This is a genomic window from Nocardia sp. NPDC003183, from assembly GCF_053590715.1.
Map to the genome: position 1 here is coordinate 71356 of NZ_JBSFTG010000008.1, position 16185 is coordinate 87540.

16 protein-coding genes are annotated in these 16185 nt (G+C 68.2%); 12 read left to right on the forward strand and 4 right to left on the reverse strand.

What is annotated here, in order from left to right:
• Positions 1-40: 40 nt before the first annotated feature.
• The 5 genes from dxr (at position 41) to ACWDXS_RS22855 (ending at position 6634) form a co-directional block, all read left to right on the forward strand.
• Positions 41-1234: a 1-deoxy-D-xylulose-5-phosphate reductoisomerase gene (gene dxr, locus ACWDXS_RS22835; RefSeq protein ID WP_378992218.1), complete on the forward strand. Its 1194-nt coding sequence runs from the start codon at positions 41-43 to the stop codon at positions 1232-1234.
• Between the two features lie 147 nt (positions 1235-1381).
• Positions 1382-2578 (forward strand): M50 family metallopeptidase, encoded by a 1197-nt coding sequence (locus ACWDXS_RS22840; RefSeq protein WP_378992219.1) that lies wholly within the window; start codon positions 1382-1384, stop codon positions 2576-2578.
• Between the two features lie 114 nt (positions 2579-2692).
• Positions 2693-3847, forward strand: a complete 1155-nt coding sequence (ispG, locus tag ACWDXS_RS22845) for a flavodoxin-dependent (E)-4-hydroxy-3-methylbut-2-enyl-diphosphate synthase (protein ID WP_449968453.1) — start codon at positions 2693-2695, stop codon at positions 3845-3847.
• Between the two features lie 85 nt (positions 3848-3932).
• Entirely contained in the window at positions 3933-4787 is an 855-nt protein-coding gene (locus ACWDXS_RS22850; protein WP_378992401.1) for a GNAT family N-acetyltransferase, read from the forward strand.
• Positions 4788-4843: 56 nt separating this feature from the next.
• Complete coding sequence (locus ACWDXS_RS22855) at positions 4844-6634, forward strand: penicillin-binding transpeptidase domain-containing protein (protein WP_449968456.1); 1791 nt, start codon at positions 4844-4846, stop codon at positions 6632-6634.
• Between the two features lie 52 nt (positions 6635-6686).
• On the opposite strand, the gene ACWDXS_RS22860 is transcribed toward ACWDXS_RS22855, so the two are convergent.
• Both ACWDXS_RS22860 and ACWDXS_RS22865 read right to left on the reverse strand, forming a co-directional pair.
• On the reverse strand, positions 6687-6890 hold the full coding sequence (locus ACWDXS_RS22860; protein ID WP_378992222.1) for a hypothetical protein: 204 nt from the start codon (positions 6888-6890) through the stop codon (positions 6687-6689).
• Between the two features lie 266 nt (positions 6891-7156).
• On the reverse strand, positions 7157-7654 hold the full coding sequence (locus ACWDXS_RS22865; RefSeq protein WP_378992223.1) for a peroxynitrite isomerase: 498 nt from the start codon (positions 7652-7654) through the stop codon (positions 7157-7159).
• 115 nt (positions 7655-7769) lie between these two features.
• Here ACWDXS_RS22865 and ACWDXS_RS22870 point away from each other — a divergent pair, with 115 nt between their 5' ends.
• From ACWDXS_RS22870 to ACWDXS_RS22890, 5 genes are all read left to right on the forward strand, one after another.
• On the forward strand, positions 7770-9116 hold the full coding sequence (locus tag ACWDXS_RS22870; RefSeq protein ID WP_449968460.1) for a TIGR03118 family protein: 1347 nt from the start codon (positions 7770-7772) through the stop codon (positions 9114-9116).
• Between the two features lie 257 nt (positions 9117-9373).
• A complete protein-coding gene (locus tag ACWDXS_RS22875; RefSeq protein WP_378992225.1) occupies positions 9374-9817 on the forward strand; it encodes a hypothetical protein in 444 nt (147 codons plus the stop codon).
• A 201-nt stretch (positions 9818-10018) separates the two neighbouring features.
• Positions 10019-10927, forward strand: coding sequence for a thioesterase domain-containing protein (locus tag ACWDXS_RS22880; protein WP_449968463.1), 909 nt, complete (start codon positions 10019-10021; stop codon positions 10925-10927).
• The gene (locus tag ACWDXS_RS22885) at positions 10921-11793 is read left to right on the forward strand and encodes an ABC transporter permease (protein ID WP_449968466.1); all 873 of its coding nucleotides are present in this window, start codon (positions 10921-10923) and stop codon (positions 11791-11793) included. Before ACWDXS_RS22880 ends, ACWDXS_RS22885 begins: the two co-directional genes overlap by 7 nt.
• Positions 11790-12599, forward strand: coding sequence for an ABC transporter permease (locus ACWDXS_RS22890; RefSeq protein ID WP_449968468.1), 810 nt, complete (start codon positions 11790-11792; stop codon positions 12597-12599). Before ACWDXS_RS22885 ends, ACWDXS_RS22890 begins: the two co-directional genes overlap by 4 nt.
• On the opposite strand, the gene ACWDXS_RS22895 is transcribed toward ACWDXS_RS22890, so the two are convergent.
• Positions 12593-13471, reverse strand: a complete 879-nt coding sequence (locus ACWDXS_RS22895; RefSeq protein WP_378655165.1) for a helix-turn-helix domain-containing protein — start codon at positions 13469-13471, stop codon at positions 12593-12595. The two genes, ACWDXS_RS22890 and ACWDXS_RS22895, sit on opposite strands and share 7 nt — an antisense overlap.
• Positions 13472-13869: 398 nt before the next feature.
• On the opposite strand from ACWDXS_RS22895, the gene ACWDXS_RS22900 reads away from it, so the two are divergent.
• Entirely contained in the window at positions 13870-14229 is a 360-nt protein-coding gene (locus ACWDXS_RS22900) for a DUF4254 domain-containing protein (protein ID WP_101468584.1), read from the forward strand.
• 4 nt (positions 14230-14233) lie between these two features.
• Here the strand turns inward: ACWDXS_RS22900 and ACWDXS_RS22905 are convergent, their stop codons facing one another.
• A complete protein-coding gene (locus tag ACWDXS_RS22905) occupies positions 14234-14956 on the reverse strand; it encodes a GntR family transcriptional regulator (protein WP_378626415.1) in 723 nt (240 codons plus the stop codon).
• A gap of 97 nt (positions 14957-15053) precedes the next feature.
• Between ACWDXS_RS22905 and ACWDXS_RS22910 the strand changes: the two genes are divergently transcribed.
• A complete protein-coding gene (locus ACWDXS_RS22910; RefSeq protein WP_378992230.1) occupies positions 15054-16181 on the forward strand; it encodes a TIGR03364 family FAD-dependent oxidoreductase in 1128 nt (375 codons plus the stop codon).
• Positions 16182-16185: the final 4 nt, after the last annotated feature.

The window sequence follows — 16185 nt, forward strand, 5'->3', positions numbered from 1 at the left end:
GACCGTCCGTCGTAGCCAGCAGCCCTGCCACAATGGGCCCGTGTCCCACCCCGCAACGCGTGCCACGCACGACAGTTCCCCGTCCACCGATCGGGTGAAGGTGCTGCTTCTCGGCAGTACCGGTTCGATCGGTACCCAGGCGCTCGAGGTGATCGCCGCCAACCCCGACCGCTTCGAGGTGGTCGGGCTGGCCGCACGCGGCGGCAACCCCGCCCTGCTCGCCGAGCAGATGACCGCCACCGGCACCCGCAATGTCGCCGTCGCCGATCCCGCCGCCGCCCAGGCGCTCGGGCTGGAACTCGGCGGCCCCGACGCCGTGACCGAACTGGTCCGCCGCACCGACGCCGATGTCGTGCTCAATGCGCTGGTGGGTTCGCTGGGTCTGGAACCCACGCTGGCCACCCTGCACGCGGGCACCCGCCTGGCGCTGGCGAACAAGGAATCCTTGGTCGCGGGCGGCTCCCTGGTGACGCGGGCGGCCGCGCCCGGCCAGATCGTGCCCGTCGACTCCGAGCACTCGGCGCTGGCCCAGTGCCTGCGCGGCGGTCGCGCGCAGGAGGTCGACCGCCTCGTGCTCACCGCGTCGGGTGGACCGTTCCGCGGCTGGAGCACCGAGATGCTCGAATCGGTGAACCCCGCGGAGGCCAAGACCCACCCGACCTGGTCGATGGGCCCGATGAACACCCTGAACTCGGCCTCGCTGGTGAACAAGGGCCTGGAACTGATCGAGACCCACCTGCTGTTCGGTGTGCCCTACGACCGGATCGACGTCACCGTCCACCCCCAGTCGATCGTCCACTCGATGGTCACCTTCACCGACGGCTCCACCCTGGCCCAGGCCAGCCCCCCTGACATGAAACTCCCCATCGCCCTGGCGCTGGGCTGGCCCGACCGCATCCCCGGCGCGGCCGCCGCCTGCGATTTCGGTACCGCCTCCACCTGGACCTTCGAGCCGGTCGACGACGAGGTCTTCCCCGCCGTCCGCCTGGCCAGGCAGGCAGGCGAAGCGGGCGGCAGCGTCACCGCGGTCTACAACGCCGCCAACGAAGTCGCGGTCCAAGCTTTCCTCGACGGCAAGATCACCTTCCCCGCCATCGTGCGCACCGTCACCCGCGCGGTAGAGGCCGCCGACCGCTGGCACGCCGAACCCGATACCCTGGACGACGTCCTCGCGGCCGACCGCTGGGCACGGGAGTACGCCGCGAAGACCATCGACGGTGAAACAACGTCCTGACCTGACGACCACAACGAGACCACCACGTTTTCGGCCGCCCCGGATCCGAGGGGCGAGACGGAACGCCGCAGGCGCAGTATCGCCCCTCGGATTCGGGGTTACGAGGCCGAAAACACGCGGCGCCAGCCGCCAAAGAGAAGGGCCCACATGGTTTTCGCGCTGGGGTTCGCACTGTTCGCTCTCGGTATCACGATTTCGATCGCGCTGCACGAGTGCGGGCACATGTGGGCCGCGCAGGCCACCGGCATGAAGGTGCGCCGCTACTTCATCGGCTTCGGGCCGAAGGTGTTCTCCTTCCGTCGCGGGGAGACCGAGTACGGGCTCAAGGCGCTGCCGCTGGGCGGCTTCTGCGACATCGCGGGCATGACGGCGCTCGACGAGCTCGAACCGGAGGAGGTCGACCGGGCGATGTATCGCCAGTCGACCTGGAAGCGGCTGGTCGTGATGTTCGGCGGCATCGGCATGAACTTCCTGCTCGGGTTCGTCCTGCTGATGGTCCTCGCGGTCGGCTGGGGTCTGCCCCAGCTCGAGCAGCCGCCTGCCACCGCGCTGGGCACCATGAGCTGTGTCGCGCAGGAGACCCCGCAGAAGACCCTTGCCCCCTGCACCGGCGACGGACCCGCCCAGCGTGCCGGTTTGCAGCGTGGTGACGTGGTGAAGGCCGTGAACGGTGTCGAGGTGAGCACCTGGGCGCAGTTCCAGGCCGAAACCCAGAAGCAGACCGGCACTTTCACCTACACGATCGAACGCGACGGCACCACGCTGACGGTCCCGGTCACTCCGGAACGGGTCATGCGCTCGCCCAAGGAAGGCGCGAGTCGTGAAGTGAGCGCGGTCGGCGTCGGCCCCGACTACGCCGAGCCGAAGCAGTACGGCCCGATCGCGGCGATCCCCGCCACCATCTCGTTCACCGGTGATTTCTTCGTCGAGACGGTGAAGTCGCTCGCCAAGATGCCGCAGAAGGTGTCGGCGCTGTGGGAAGCGGTGACCGGCGGCGAGCGCGATCCGGAGACCCCGGTCAGCGTCTACGGTGCCAGCCGCATCGGTGGCGAGACCGCCGAGCGTGGCCTGTGGGGCATGTTCATTATGGTGCTGGCCAGCTTGAACTTCTTCCTGGGAGCATTCAACCTGCTGCCCCTGCTGCCGCTGGACGGCGGGCATATCGCGGTGGTGCTCTACGAGAAGATCCGGAACACGATCCGCGGCTGGCTCGGCAAGGCCCCTGCCGGTCCGGTCGACTATCTGAAGCTGCTCCCGGTGACCTATGTGGCGGTAGTGATCGGTGGTGCGTTCATGGTGCTGACCTTGGCCGCCGATATCGTCAACCCGATCCGTCTGCCCTGAGGTGAGACGACCGGTGTCGTGCCCCTCACAGGGCGCCCGGTTACCTTGCGCGACTAAGCTCGGCATCAACAACCCAGGTCGATCCGCGAAACGTACGAAAGAAGGCAGCCGAACGTGACCAGCACAATCGGATTGGGGATGCCCACCGCCCCCGCTGCTGTTCTCGCACCCCGGCGCAAGACCCGCCAGCTGATGGTCGGCAATGTCGGCGTCGGTAGCGATTCGCCGATCTCGGTGCAGTCGATGACCACCACCAAGACCCACGACATCAACGCCACGCTGCAGCAGATCGCCGAGCTCACTGCCTCGGGCTGCGACATCGTGCGGGTGGCCTGTCCGCGCCAGGAAGACGCCGACGCGCTCGCCACGATCGCGAAGAAGTCGCAGATCCCGGTGATCGCCGACATTCACTTCCAGCCGCGCTACATCTTCGCCGCCATCGACGCGGGCTGCGCCGCGGTGCGCGTCAACCCGGGCAACATCAAGGAATTCGACGGCCGCGTCGGCGAGGTGGCCAAGGCCGCGGGCGCCGCGGGCATCCCGATCCGCATCGGCGTCAACGCCGGTTCGCTGGACAAGCGGATGCTGGAGAAGTACGGCAAGGCCACCCCCGAAGCGCTGGTCGAGTCGGCGCTGTGGGAGGCGAGCCTGTTCGAGGAGCACGGCTTCGGCGACATCAAGATCTCGGTCAAGCACAACGACCCGGTGATCATGGTCGAGGCCTACCGCCAGCTCGCCGCGCAGAGCGACTACCCGCTGCACCTCGGCGTCACCGAAGCGGGTCCGGCGTTCCAGGGCACGATCAAGTCCGCGGTGGCCTTCGGCGCGCTGCTCAGCGAGGGCATCGGCGACACGATCCGTGTGTCGCTCTCGGCCCCGCCCGCCGAGGAGATCAAGGTCGGCAGCCAGATCCTGCAGTCGCTGAACCTGCGCCCGCGCAAGCTCGAGATCGTGTCCTGCCCATCGTGCGGACGCGCTCAGGTGGACGTGTACACCCTGGCCGACGCGGTCGCCGCCGGTCTGGACGGCCTGGAGGTGCCGCTGCGCGTCGCGGTGATGGGCTGTGTCGTGAACGGGCCCGGCGAGGCACGCGAGGCCGACCTCGGTGTCGCCTCCGGTAACGGCAAGGGGCAGATCTTCGTCAAGGGTGAGGTCATCAAGACCGTGCCCGAGCATTTGATCGTGGAGACCCTGATCGAAGAGGCGATGCGCATCGCCGAACAGATGGACGCGGAGCCGGGCACTGAGCCCGTTGTCTCTGTGAGCTGAACCGGCCTCCGCACAGTCATCCACCGGATTCGGCGGACCCGTACCGCTCGGCGTGCTTTCGTGGCAGGCTTGTGCCGTGCGGAGTCTGCTGGAGCCGACGCGACGGTCCAAAACCGCTCCCGCGCGCCCGGTGGCCGTGCGAGATGTCGGTGAGGTGCTGCGCGTCCTCGACGCCGACCCGGTGGCGTCGTGCATGATCGCGGCCCGGGTGCAGGAATTCGGGATCGACTCCCGGACCGGTGCCGGTGAGCTGTGGAGCCGCGGCGGACCGGCCGACTCCCTGTGTTTCTCCGGCGCCAATCTGGTGCCGCTGCGCGGTGACCAGCAGGCATTGCGCGCGTTCGCCGATCGGGCAGGCCGCTGGCCGCGGGTGTGTTCCTCGGTGGTCGGCAGGCAGGAACTCGCACTCCCGCTGTGGGAGATGCTGCTCCCGGCCTGGGGCCCGGCCAGGGAACTGCGCGCCGATCAGCCTCTGCTGGCACTGGCCAGGCCGGCCGCCGCGCGCGCCGACGGGGGAGTGCGCCGCGTGCGGCCCGACGAGATCGACCGCTATTTGACCGCCGCGATCGCGATGTTCATCGAAGAGGTCGGCATCGACCCGCGCACGGGTGACGGTGGGCGCGGCTATCGGAGGCGGATCAAGAACCTCATCGAATCCGGTAGGGCCTGGGCACGTTTCGAAGACGGTGAGGTCGTCTACAAGGCCGAGATCGGCGCGCTGTCGCGGCGCACCGGCCAGATCCAAGGCGTGTGGGTGCATCCCGAATTCCGGGGTGCGGGTGTGGGGACCGCCGGGACCGCCTCGGTCGCCAATGCTGTTGTGGCAACGGGCCGTACGGCGAGCCTCTACGTCAACGACTACAACCGCGTCGCCCGCCGCGCCTACAGCCGGGTGGGATTCCGTCAGATCGCTACCTTCGCAACCGTCTTGCTGGACTGAAACTTTGGCGCGTGGCGCCGAGGTCGGAGGGCTTTTCGCCGCTACCATCGGTGCCGATGAGGACACGGATGCTCACCACGTGCGCGGTGGCCGCCCTCGCTGTCGCGGCGACGGCCTGTTCTTCCGGTGCCCAGGGGCCGGTGCCCGCCGCCGACGCCTTCGCCGAGGCGTTCGCCGAACACGATCTCCCCGCGGCCGCGGCGCTCACCACCGCACCCGAGAAGGCCGCGGCGGCACTGACTTCGACGTGGCAGGCGTTGCAGGCGGAGAAGCTGTCGATCCGCACCGGCGACGCGCGCGTCAACGGTGACACCGCGACGGTCGACTACACCTACGAGTGGACCCTGCCGAAGGGTCGTCAGTGGACCTATTCCGGCGAATTGCAGATGGGCCGCAGTGACGGGCGCTGGCTGGTCCGCTGGAGCTCCGCCGACATCCACCCCAAACTGGGTGACACCCAGAGCATGGAGTTGCGCACCCGACCCGCGCCGCGCGCCAGGGTGAACGAGGCCGCGGGCAGCGATGTGCTGGTCCCCGGCAAGATCTCGCGGGTGAAGTTCACCGTGGCCGACGCCCCCGACCCCAGCCGCGTCGCCGGTGCGCTCGCCGCGGCGCTGAGCCGTATCGACCCCGTCGCCTACACCCCGCAGTCCATCCTCACCGCGGCGCGCAAGACCGACGGCGCGCACACCGTGATCCTGCTCAACGAGTACGAGGCCGAGACCATCGGCGGCGAACTGATCGGCCTGCCCGGCGTGACCCTGACCCAGGAGTGGGACATGGTGCCCACCGACCGCAAATTCGCGCCCGACCTGCTCACCCAGGTCCGCAAGACGGTGATCGCCGAGGTCGACGGCAAGGCGGGCTGGAGCGTGGTCACCCGCAATGCCGACGGCGCCGACCTCGATGTGCTGCACGAGGAAGCGGCCGAACCCGCGCCGTCGTTCGCGCTGAGCATCGATCGGTTCGTGCAGAATTCCGCCCAGCACGCGGTCGACCTGCGCACCGAGCAGGCGATGATGGTGGTGTTGCGCCCGTCGACCGGTGCGATCCTCGCGGTGGCCCAGAACAAGTTCGCCGACCGCGACGGTCCGGTGGCCACCAGCGGTCAGTACCCGCCGGGCTCGATCTTCAAGACGGTGACGGCGTCGGCGGCGATGGCCTCCGGGCTGGCTACGCCCGACACCGTGCTGGCCTGTCCGAGCAGCACCATCATCGGCGAGCGCACTATCCCCAACTACAACATGTTCACCGTCGGTGAAGTGCCGATGGCCACCGCCTACGAACGCTCGTGCAACACCACCTTCGCCAGGCTGGCCAGCAAGCTCGAACCCGACGCGCTCACCGAGGCCGCGGCGCGTCTCGGCGTGGGCCAGGACTACAAGGTCGAAGGTCTACCGACCGTGTCCGGGTCCGTGCCGAAGGCCGAGGGGCTCGTCCAGCGCGCCGAAGACGGCATCGGCCAGGGCCGAGTGGTGGTGAGCCCGTTCGGCATGGCCGTGATGGCCGCGACGGTCGCCCATGGTGCCGCGCCGGTGCCGTATCTGATCGCGGGCAGGCCCACCGAGATCACCGGCGATCGGCCCGCGATCGCGCCGGAGGTGGTCGAGGGGCTGCGTTCGATGATGCGCATGGTGGTCACGGGTGGCACGGCCGAACGCATCAGGGATCAAGGTGAGGTCTACGGCAAGACCGGCGAGGCCGAGGTCGACGGTGGATCGCACTCGTGGTTCATCGGCTATCGCGGGGATATCGCCTTCGCGACGCTGCTGGTGAAGGGTGGCAGTTCCGACAACGCGGTGGCTGTCACCCGGGATATGTTCGCCGCACTACCCGCCGGCTACTGATCGCGCCGTCGAACGGGCCTGCGGGCCGTACGGGATTCGTGATGGTGTCGGGTCAGTCGGCGTTCTCGGTCGCCAGCAGACCCCGCACCACCGCGAGCGATGTGCTGTCGGTGTGGGATGTCGCTGTGTCGTGCAGCACGTTGTAGCTGACAACGGGCTCGGGTGCGGCGGTGGCCGCGCTGTCGAGGACGTCGATGGCGGCCGCGCCGCCGAGGATCATCCCCGCCGTGGTCAAGATCAAAGTAGAACGCCTCATGGTTCGTCTCCCTCATTCAGGGTTTCGACGTGTTCGCGGGGCAGGTCGTTCGATTGTCTGAGGATTAGCTGATGCACCACCGTAGAACGGCGGTTACTTCGGCAACAGGCGACGGCAGCAAGCGACACACAATTGTTGCCCTATGTGCGGGCGTGTTCGAACACAACTGCTACCGGGCCGTGATGAAAAGGTGAATTATCGGTTTCGATCCGGCAAATGCGCTGATCAAAGGTCATGCTCGGGTAACTTGCCGAATTGCGCGTGACTCAGCCGCGTTGCAGAGTTGCCGCTAGGTGATGCTGCAAAGATTCGCCGACCGCCGCCATTCGTAGCGTGTACTCGATGGTGTCGCCGGTGACATGGAATGAGCGTCCGACGGCGGTAACCGGCTTTGCTGATTCGCTCAGACCGATATTCGTGGAGTTCAATTCCAGACGAATTCCGTCCACCGTTTCGGTGATCGTGCCCTCGCAGATCTCGGTGATTCCGGTCGGATGGGCGAGTATCAATTCGACCCGGCCCGGCGCCGGACTGCGCAGGTAGCCGGTCTCCGCGTGCAGCGGCCTGCCGTCGGAGCCGGCCTTGGTCCGCTGCTTGTAGGTGAGGAACGGTCGGCCGAGGTGCCCGAAGGTGATCTCCTCGACGTAGTCGAAGGATTCGATGGTCGGGTATTCGCCGCTGCCCCGACCGCGCCAGGTGCCGAGTAGTGGTGCCAGGGCGGCGATGTCGGGATGCGGGGCGATGTTGGGGGAAGGTTCGACCACGGCCGACAGCGTAGCCCTGTGCTTCCTGCGACGGTCACGGCACACCGCCGCATCAGCCACGATAAGGTCAGCCTCGCCTGAACGCCGTCCGGCGGAAGGTCGAAAGGACAAGAACGTGAACGGACATGTGAGGGGCGCCCGCGGGGTGCGGTCCGGGCTGGTGCGTGGTGCGGTACTCGGCGCGGCAGTGTTGCTCGCCGTGGCGTGCTCGAACACCGAGCCCTCGAGCGACGATGTGGCCGCGCTGGACGGCAACCGCTACGGCCAGACCAACCTGGCCGCCGACAAGGACTCCTATCACGCCCAGTTCACGCTGCCCGGCATGGTCAACGCCTGGGGACTGGCCGATCGGCCGAAGGGCGCGGGTGGGCATTTCTGGGTCGGCGCGGGCGGCAAGTCGTTCCAGTTCCTCGGTGACGTGCAGTCGTCCTCGGATCCCAAGCTGCAGAAGCTGACCCAGGACCAGCTCAAGCTCGTCGGCGTCCCCGGCGCCGATGCCGATACCTCCGACAAGAGCATCGGCAAGGTCACCGGCGTTGTGTTCAACCCGGCGCCGATCACCTCGGATCTGTTCGCGGTGCGCGACCAGTGGGTCGATGTGGACGGTGTGCCGATCCCGCTCGGCGGTTCCTCGCGCTTCATCTTCGCCACCGACTCGGGCAAGATCTCGGCCTGGACCGAACAGGCCCCCGACGGCGCGATCGTGCGCCGCGACGGCGGCGCGAACCAGGTGTTCGACGGTTCCGCTGCGGGCATGGCCTTCTTCGGAATCGCGCTGGCGCCCTCGGGTGACAAGCTGCTGGCCGCCGATTTCGGTGCCGACCCGCAGGTTCGCACCTTCGACAAGTTCTGGCAGCCGGTCGCGACCACCGGTTTCGCCAACCCGTTCGGCACCGGTGAGGTGATCGACGCGTCCTCGCCCGAGAAGGGCAAGAAGGCCAAGCCAGGCGATCCCGCGCCGTTCAACATCACCACCCTGGGCAGCCGGGTGTTCGTGTCCTATGCCGTGACGCAGCCCGACGAGAACGACCCGAAAGCCTTCGACAAGGCCGAGGAAGCCTCGCTCGACGCCGACCAGGACAAGGACTCCCACGGCAAGCCCGACAAGGGCAAGGTCGCCGAGTTCGACGGGGCGGGCAAGCTGGTGCGCATCATCGACGACGGCGGCAGGCTCAACGCGCCGTGGGGTGTGGCGATCGCGCCGTCGAACTTCGGCGCGCTGTCGGGCAAACTGCTGATCGGCAACTTCGGTGGCCTCGGCCGGGTCCTCGCCTACGACGACACCACCGGCACCTTCGTCGACTATCTGCGCGACGGTGAGGCGAAGCCGGTCGAGATCGCGGGCCTGTGGGCGTTGATGTTCGGCAACGGCGAAAGCCTGGGCGACGCGAACGCCCTCTACTTCACGGCAGGTCCCGAAGACGAGAAAGACGGCCTCTTCGGCAGCCTGCGCGTGCAGTAAGCAGGCCTGGGGGCGCGGCGGACAAGGGGCGGCGAAGCGGACAATTTGGATGTCCGGTGCCGATTCGCTTCCGCCGACGGGCCGTTGTAGGGGACAGTGGTGGCGGAATGGTTGCCGGGTGGATGCGATCGGTGTCCACCCGGCGTGTTCCGTCCGCACGCGATGGCACCCCCGCCGGGGTGCCGTGCCCGAGCCGGAGGTGTGCCAGATGAAGATTTCGCACGTTGACGTCGTCGGTTCGGCGGGGGAGCGGTGAAATGCGGCACGCGGCACGAGAGGCGATGCTGCCCGGCCGGGACGTGCTCCTCGCGGCGTTCCGTGGTTTGCCACACGATGACCACCCCATCCTCGATGCCGCCGGGGAGCTGGCACTGCTGCACCAGTTGCGCGAGCGCTCCCCGCTGAGCGAGTCCGAGCGCATCGACCGGCGCCGGGCCCAGCTGATGCGCGCGATCGACCGCTGGGTGATCCTCGCCGCCCCCGTTCCGCACGCCGCGGCGGACGAACACTGCGAAACCCTCGGCGGCCTGGTCGATCGTCTGGCCAAGCACTGTTCCCAGGCGTTCGTCGGCCTGGCCGGCGCCCCCGAGTCGGTCTTCTACGACGAATGGGTCCGCCTCGACGACCTCGCCGACAGCTATGAGCGCTTGATCGACGATCTGTGGTCCGGCGCACGCAGCCTGCCCGCGAACACCTATTGACACCAAGGGTGGAATCGCCGCCACCTGGGTGGGCGAGACCGGGCCCCGGGGAGGGTTGGGGTCGGGGCCGTCCCGCGCGACAGTGGAACTCACACCATCTGTGGTCGGGTCGGCGAAGGAGTTCGGATGCGCGGTCGGTCTGTGGCGGAAGCCCCCGAAAGTATTGGGCTGCTGGGGGTTTCGTGCGACGTATCATGTGTTGTGAGCACCGTTGACGATCCGGCCGACCTGCCGTCCGCCTGCGGGTGGACGGCAGGTCGGCCCGATTCCTGTTCGACGGAGCCACCCGTCGGCGAGCGTGCCGATTCCGCGGCGACGGCGATGGTGCTGCCGATCCGCCCGCACAGCGCCTATGTCGACGGCACACCGCTGTTCTGCCTGGCCGGGGAAGCGGTCCTGGCCTGGAACTATGTGGGCCTGGTCGCCCACCTCGATCCTCGCGTCCCGATCTACGGTCTGCAGGCGAGCGCCGAACCGCGCACGATCCGCGACTACGCCACCCGCTGTCTCGCCGAGATCCGCCGCATCGCCCCGCACGGCCCGTACCAGCTACTCGGTTGGTCCGCAGGGGGTTTCGTCGCCCACGAAGTCGCGGTTCGGCTCCGTGCGGCAGGCGAGCGAGTCCGTGTCGTCGTTCTCGCCACCGACCCCGAGGCGCCCGCCCCGGCGCCGCTGCCGGCCGACCGTATCGCCTCGCTGCTCGGTGTCGACAGCCCGGCCTTCGACGCAGCTGTGGAAGGCTCGACAACCCCGACCTCCGACGACACCGCCGCGGCGATCAATGCCGCCATGGCGGGAACGATCGACGTCACCGGCGACGATCTCGACCGACTGGCCGACCTGAGCGCCACAGCCGCACGCATGGTGGCCGGGCACCGGCCCTCGTGGCTCCTCGGCGACCTCACCGTGTGCATCCCGGGCCGGGAGCCCGGCGGCACCGATCGCCTCGACCCCGGTGCCACAGTTCGCCGGTGGCGCCCCTACGTCGAGGGCGCGGTCACCGGCTTCGTCCTCGACGCCACCCCGCGCGAACTCACCGCACCCGACGTCCTCCCCGAAATCGCCCGCATCCTCGCGACCGCCCCGCCCTCCGCGCGCACGACATGCTGACCGGGTTCCCCGGCACCACCGCGCGCATCGACCACGATGGGGGCGTGCCGATCGCCGACGAGCTCACGCCCGACCGCGCGCCGACGGTGGTGTTCACCCAGTGGTGGGTGCTCGCGCGACGGCTGATCCGTCCGGCATGGCGCACCGGTGAGATCCTCACCGCCCTGCTCGCCCCCGCGGTGTTCACCCTCGGTTTCTACGTCCCGCTCAACCTCGTGATGACCGTCTACGGGCACGGCCTGAGCAGCTACGCCCAGTTCCTGATGCCGATGATCGTCATGCAGGCCGTGGCGTTCTGCGCCATCTCGGCCGCGTTCCGTGCCGCCACCGATGCCCGTGACGGCCTCGACGTCCGGTTCGCGACCCTGCCGATGCCACGCTGGGTCCCGTTCGCGGCCAGGATCACCGCGGCCGCCCACCGCGCGGTGATCGCGGTCGGCGCCGCGCTCGTCTGCGGCGCCGTCATCGGGTTCCGGTTCTACGGCAGCTGGTGGCACACAGTCGGCTTCCTCGCGTTCTCGCTGCTGATCGCGACGGCCCTGAGCTGCGGCGCCGATCTGCTCGGCAGCGTGTCCGCCAGTCCCGAGGCCACCACCCAGATCCTCGTCCTGCCCCAGCTGATCTTCGGCATGGTGTCCACCGGCTTCGCGCCCGCGAGCCAATTTCCCGGCTGGATCCAGGGTTTCGCTCGCAATCAGCCCGTCTCCCAGTTCGTCGACGGCCTGCGCGCGCTGGCGGGCGATTCCACCGGCGACGCGGGCACCGTCGACCTCGCGACCCTGGGCCCCGGTCTGGCCTGGGCGCTCGGCATCCTGGTGGTCTGCGGCGGTCTGTCCTGGCGCCATGCCGCCCGGCGGGCCGCATGACAACCCTTCCCCTGCCCGCCCTCGCGCGGCACAGCGAGTCGCTGCGAATGCTGCTACCGCAGACCGTGATCCAGACCCGGCGGCTGCTGACTCGCTGGGGTCGAGACCCGTTGACCGTGATGCAGGCCCTGCTCTTCCCCGCGTTGTTGCTGGTGATGTTCAATGCCGTACTGGGCAAACAGGTGTCGTCGTTCGCGGGCGCCGACGCCCTCTACGGGTCGGTCCCGATGGTCGCACTGGTCGGGGTGATGTCGGGTTCCCTGGCCGGAGCGGTCACCCTGGGCCGCGAGCGCGACGAGGGACTGCTGTCCCGATTCTGGGTACTGCCGGTCCATCGCGCCTCGGGTCTGCTGTCGCGCGTCTTGGCCGAAGGCGTCCGGATCCTGGTGTGCACCATGGTGATCTTCGCGGTCGGCATCGCGCTCGGATTCCGCTTCACCCAGGGCCTGCCCGCCGCGATCGCCCTGTTCGCCATCCCGGTGCTGTACGGACTCGGCTTCGCGACGATGGTCACCGCTCTGGCGGTGTACACGGCTAGAGCCGCACTGGTGGAGGTTGTTTCGCTGGGCTCGTCGTTGCTGATGTTTTTCAGCACCGGATTCGTCCCGCTCGCCGCCTATCCCGGTTGGGCGCGCCCGATCGTGGAGCACAACCCGCTCACGCACGCCATCGACACCATGCGCGGCCTCTCGCTCGGCGGGCCGGTGCGTGGCCCGCTGCTGGCCACCCTGGCGTGGTCGCTCGGCGCGATCGCGATCTTCGCCCTACCGGCCGCGATCGGTTTCCGCCGGGCCAGCCGCTACTGAGCGGACGCGGACCGGGTGATCGCGTCCCGTGCCTCGGTGATCAGCTTGGCCGAATCGCGGGGACTCAACGCCATCGCCCGCAGCTGGTCGAAGATCACGCCGAATCGCCGGATCTCCGAGTGCCCCTCGACCAGATCGTGCACGGACATACTCTCCACGTACACCAGTTCGGGGTCGACGGGATTGCGGAAGTCGAGCAGCGTGAACGAGCCCGCCATGCCGGGGTGCGCGCCCGCGTCGAACGGAAGTACCTGCAGGATCACGTTCTTGCGCTTGGTCTCGTCGAGCAGCCGGTCGAGCTGGCCTGCCATCGTCGCGGGTCCACCGACCACCCTGCGGATCGCCGCCTCGTCCATCACCACCCACAATTCCAGCGGGTCGTCCTTGGTCAGGTTGATGGCGCGATCCATGCGCGCCTGCGCCCGGCTCTCCATCACCGAGGCATCCAGGCGTGGCATCGAGGTGTCGATCACGGCGGCGGCGTACTCGAAGGTCTGCAGCAGGCCGGGCACCGTCGAGGTCTGGTATTGCCTGGCCGACAACGCTTCCGCCTCGAAGTTGATGTAATTCGCATACACCTCCGACACCGCGCCTTCGTAAGGTCGCGACATGCCGGGTTTCAACGCGTCGGTCAGCAAGCTGAGCGCTTCCTCGCGCATTTTGTCGTCGACCTGATACAGGTCGAGCATGGCGCCGAGAGTGCGACGTTGTGGGCGCGCCTGCGCCATTTCGATCCGGTAGAGCGTGGTGACGTTGATTCCGGTTCGCGCGCTGACGTCTTCCTTGCTCAGCTGGGCGCTTTCGCGCAACTCGCGCAACATGGCCGCGAGCCTGCGGAGCCGGACGGTCAGGGTCGTGCGCTTGCCTGCCATGAAACGCATTATTGCGCTGCAAGGCCGCTGTGTCACGCGTTCGGCGAAGACAGCGGCATAGGGCCTGCCATGGTGTTCGGCGAGTCCGCGAGGCGCGCCGGAAGACCGTGCGGCGCTGCGCATGTGACTCCAAGTTCTGTCAGGGCGGCTTTACTGCAGGAGTGATAACGCAATCTTGCGTTTCGCCTTCTGAGCGAGCATGATCCAGTTAGCCTGGTTGCGAACAATCCAAACAGATGACCGGGATAACCGAATCGAGAGCCAATCATGTTGGTAGACAAATCTTGGGTGTCGGGTGAATTCGGGGCCGTGCGATGAGCGCGCCGGTGATGGGCATACTGCCCACCGCTCCGCAATTGTTGTGCGCATTTCAGGGGCGGCGATTTCAAGATCGCGAATTGTTGCGGTCAGCGCACGCACTCGCTGAACTGCACGAACGGCGGGGGCAGGTGCGTGATACGGCATTGATCGCCGAGATCGATTGCCGTCGAAGTGAACTCGTCGACGATATCAACGACTGGTGTGTCCAGGAGATCCCGTTGCATCGCAACGGCGCCTCTCTGCACACCGAAAGTCTCGGTGCGGTCGTCGACCGGATGGCGCGTAGCTGGGTGGATGCCAATCAGGCGATCGACATCGACGGCGCGCGAAGTGACAACACCCACAAGCACTGGTACCACCTTGCCGAGCTTGTGGATGGTTACACAGATCTGGTCACCGATGTGGCCGGTGGGCGGCGGCGGCTGCCCGAGCAGTGAGGGGCTACGCCGGCTCCGGTGACAGTCTCGCCTCGAAGGCGATGCGGTCGCCACGGTAGAGCGAGCGCACCCGTTCGATGGGTGCGCCGTCGGCGTCGACACTGCGCCGGTGCAGCAGCAACATCGGTAGTGCGGTGGTGCATTCGAGTAGACCCGCCTCTCGCGGGGCGGCGAGTACGGTTTCGATGCGTTCGCGCGCACCGGCGAGTTCGACGCCGGTGGCGCGGATCGCGGCGTACAGCGAAGTGGTGGGGTCATAGCTGCCGCGCAGGGCGGCGAAGCGGTGCAGCGGCAGGTAGGTGCTCTCCAGTCCGACACGTTCACCGTCGGCGAGCAGTACCCGCTCCAGGTGCATCACCTCGGTGCCCGGCTCCACCTCGAGGTCGGTGGCCGTCGCCGCGTCCGCGGCGACGTCTTCCCAGGCCACCAGGATGCGGCCGGGGGTGCGGCCGAGGCTGATCGCGCCCTCGGTATAGGAGCGCAGCGACAGTGGCTGCGTGAGTTTGGGGCGGGAGATCACCGTGCCGCGGCCCTGACGGCGAATCCTGCCTTCCACCAGCAGTTCTCGCAGGGCCTGTCGCACGGTCTCGCGGGCGACGCCGAAGCGGGTGGCGAGGTCGCGTTCGGAGGGCACCGGGTCGCCCTCGGTGAGATCGGCCAGCAGCAGATCGATTTCGGTGCGAACCAGGAACACCTTCGGAACTCGGGTCGTCTGCGGCGAATCCATGCTGTCCACCCTACCCGGATTGGTCTATACCAAAAATTAACTTGCCGTTCTCGCGGCCCACACCTATCGGTCTAGACCATTTGCCACTATCGGTGGCATGCGATTGGTCATCATCGGTGGAGGGATCCTCGGCACCGCCCACGCCTGGGCGGCGATAGCCCGTGGACACGAGGTCGTGCACCTCGAACGCGAGCGCGAAGCCCGCGGCGCGACGGTCCGCAACTTCGGCCTGGTCTGGGTCTCGGGCCGGTCGGCGAACGAGCTGGAGCTGACGCTGCGTTCGCGCGAGCTGTGGGAGGAGATCGGCGGCCGGGTGGCCGGCGTCGGCTTCCGGCCCGCCGGTTCGATCACGCTGGTGCGTACCCCCGCCGAACTCGCTGTCGCCGAGGCCGCGGCTGCCGGCGACTCCGCCGATGCCCGTGGCTTCACCCTGCTCGACCCCGACCAGGTGCGCGCGATCAACCCGGCGGTGCGCGGCAAATACCTTGCGGGCCTGCACTGCTCGACCGATGCCGCCGTGGAGTCGCGGCAAGCGCTGCCCGCGCTGCGCGCCCACATGGCTGCCTCCGATCGCTACACCTTTCATGAGGGCACCGAGGCCCGCGCGGTCCTCGACACCGGTTCCGGCGCGGTGGTCGTCGACGATCACGGTCGCCGCCACGAGGCCGACCTGGTCGTCCACTGCCCCGGCGCCGCTCACTCGGGGCTCACTCGTGAGCTGGCGGGCGAACTGCCGGTGCGCCGCGTGCGGCTGCAGATGATGCAGACCGCCCCGCTGGGCGAACCGCTCACCACCGCGATCGCCGACGGCGACAGCTTCCGCTACTACCCGGGTTTCGCGGGCCCGCAGCTGGATTCGCTGGCCGCCGAGCAATCGCAGACCGCGACCGCCGCCGAGCACAAGATGCAGCTGCTGTGCGTGCAGCGCCTGCACGGTGGCCTGACCATCGGCGACACCCACGAATATGTCGAGCCGTTCGCCTTCGACGTCGACGAAGCACCCTATGACCACCTCACCGAGGTGACCGAGGAATTGCTCGGCCGCAAGCTGCCGCCGATCGTGCGGCGCTGGGCGGGCGTCTACAGCCAGAGCGTCGACCCCGGAGCCGTCGTCACCCGGGTGCGCGCCGATACCAACGTCTGGGTCGTCACCGGCCCCGGCGGTCGCGGTATGACGCTCGGCCCCGCCATCGGCGAACAGACCGCCGACCAGATCGGACTGTGAGGAA

Excerpts from the sequence above, each read along its gene's own strand:
- ACWDXS_RS22840 (WP_378992219.1), top strand. The coding sequence starts at position 1,382 with ATGGTTTTCGCGCTGGGGTTCGCACTGTTCGCTCTCGGTATCACGATT.
- ACWDXS_RS22855 (WP_449968456.1), top strand. The coding sequence starts at position 4,844 with ATGAGGACACGGATGCTCACCACGTGCGCGGTGGCCGCCCTCGCTGTC.
- ACWDXS_RS22860 (WP_378992222.1), bottom strand. The coding sequence starts at position 6,890 with ATGAGGCGTTCTACTTTGATCTTGACCACGGCGGGGATGATCCTCGGC.
- ACWDXS_RS22875 (WP_378992225.1), top strand. The coding sequence starts at position 9,374 with ATGCGGCACGCGGCACGAGAGGCGATGCTGCCCGGCCGGGACGTGCTC.
- ACWDXS_RS22885 (WP_449968466.1), top strand. The coding sequence starts at position 10,921 with ATGCTGACCGGGTTCCCCGGCACCACCGCGCGCATCGACCACGATGGG.
- ACWDXS_RS22890 (WP_449968468.1), top strand. The coding sequence starts at position 11,790 with ATGACAACCCTTCCCCTGCCCGCCCTCGCGCGGCACAGCGAGTCGCTG.
- ACWDXS_RS22895 (WP_378655165.1), bottom strand. The coding sequence starts at position 13,471 with ATGGCAGGCAAGCGCACGACCCTGACCGTCCGGCTCCGCAGGCTCGCG.
- ACWDXS_RS22905 (WP_378626415.1), bottom strand. The coding sequence starts at position 14,956 with ATGGATTCGCCGCAGACGACCCGAGTTCCGAAGGTGTTCCTGGTTCGC.
- ACWDXS_RS22910 (WP_378992230.1), top strand. The coding sequence starts at position 15,054 with ATGCGATTGGTCATCATCGGTGGAGGGATCCTCGGCACCGCCCACGCC.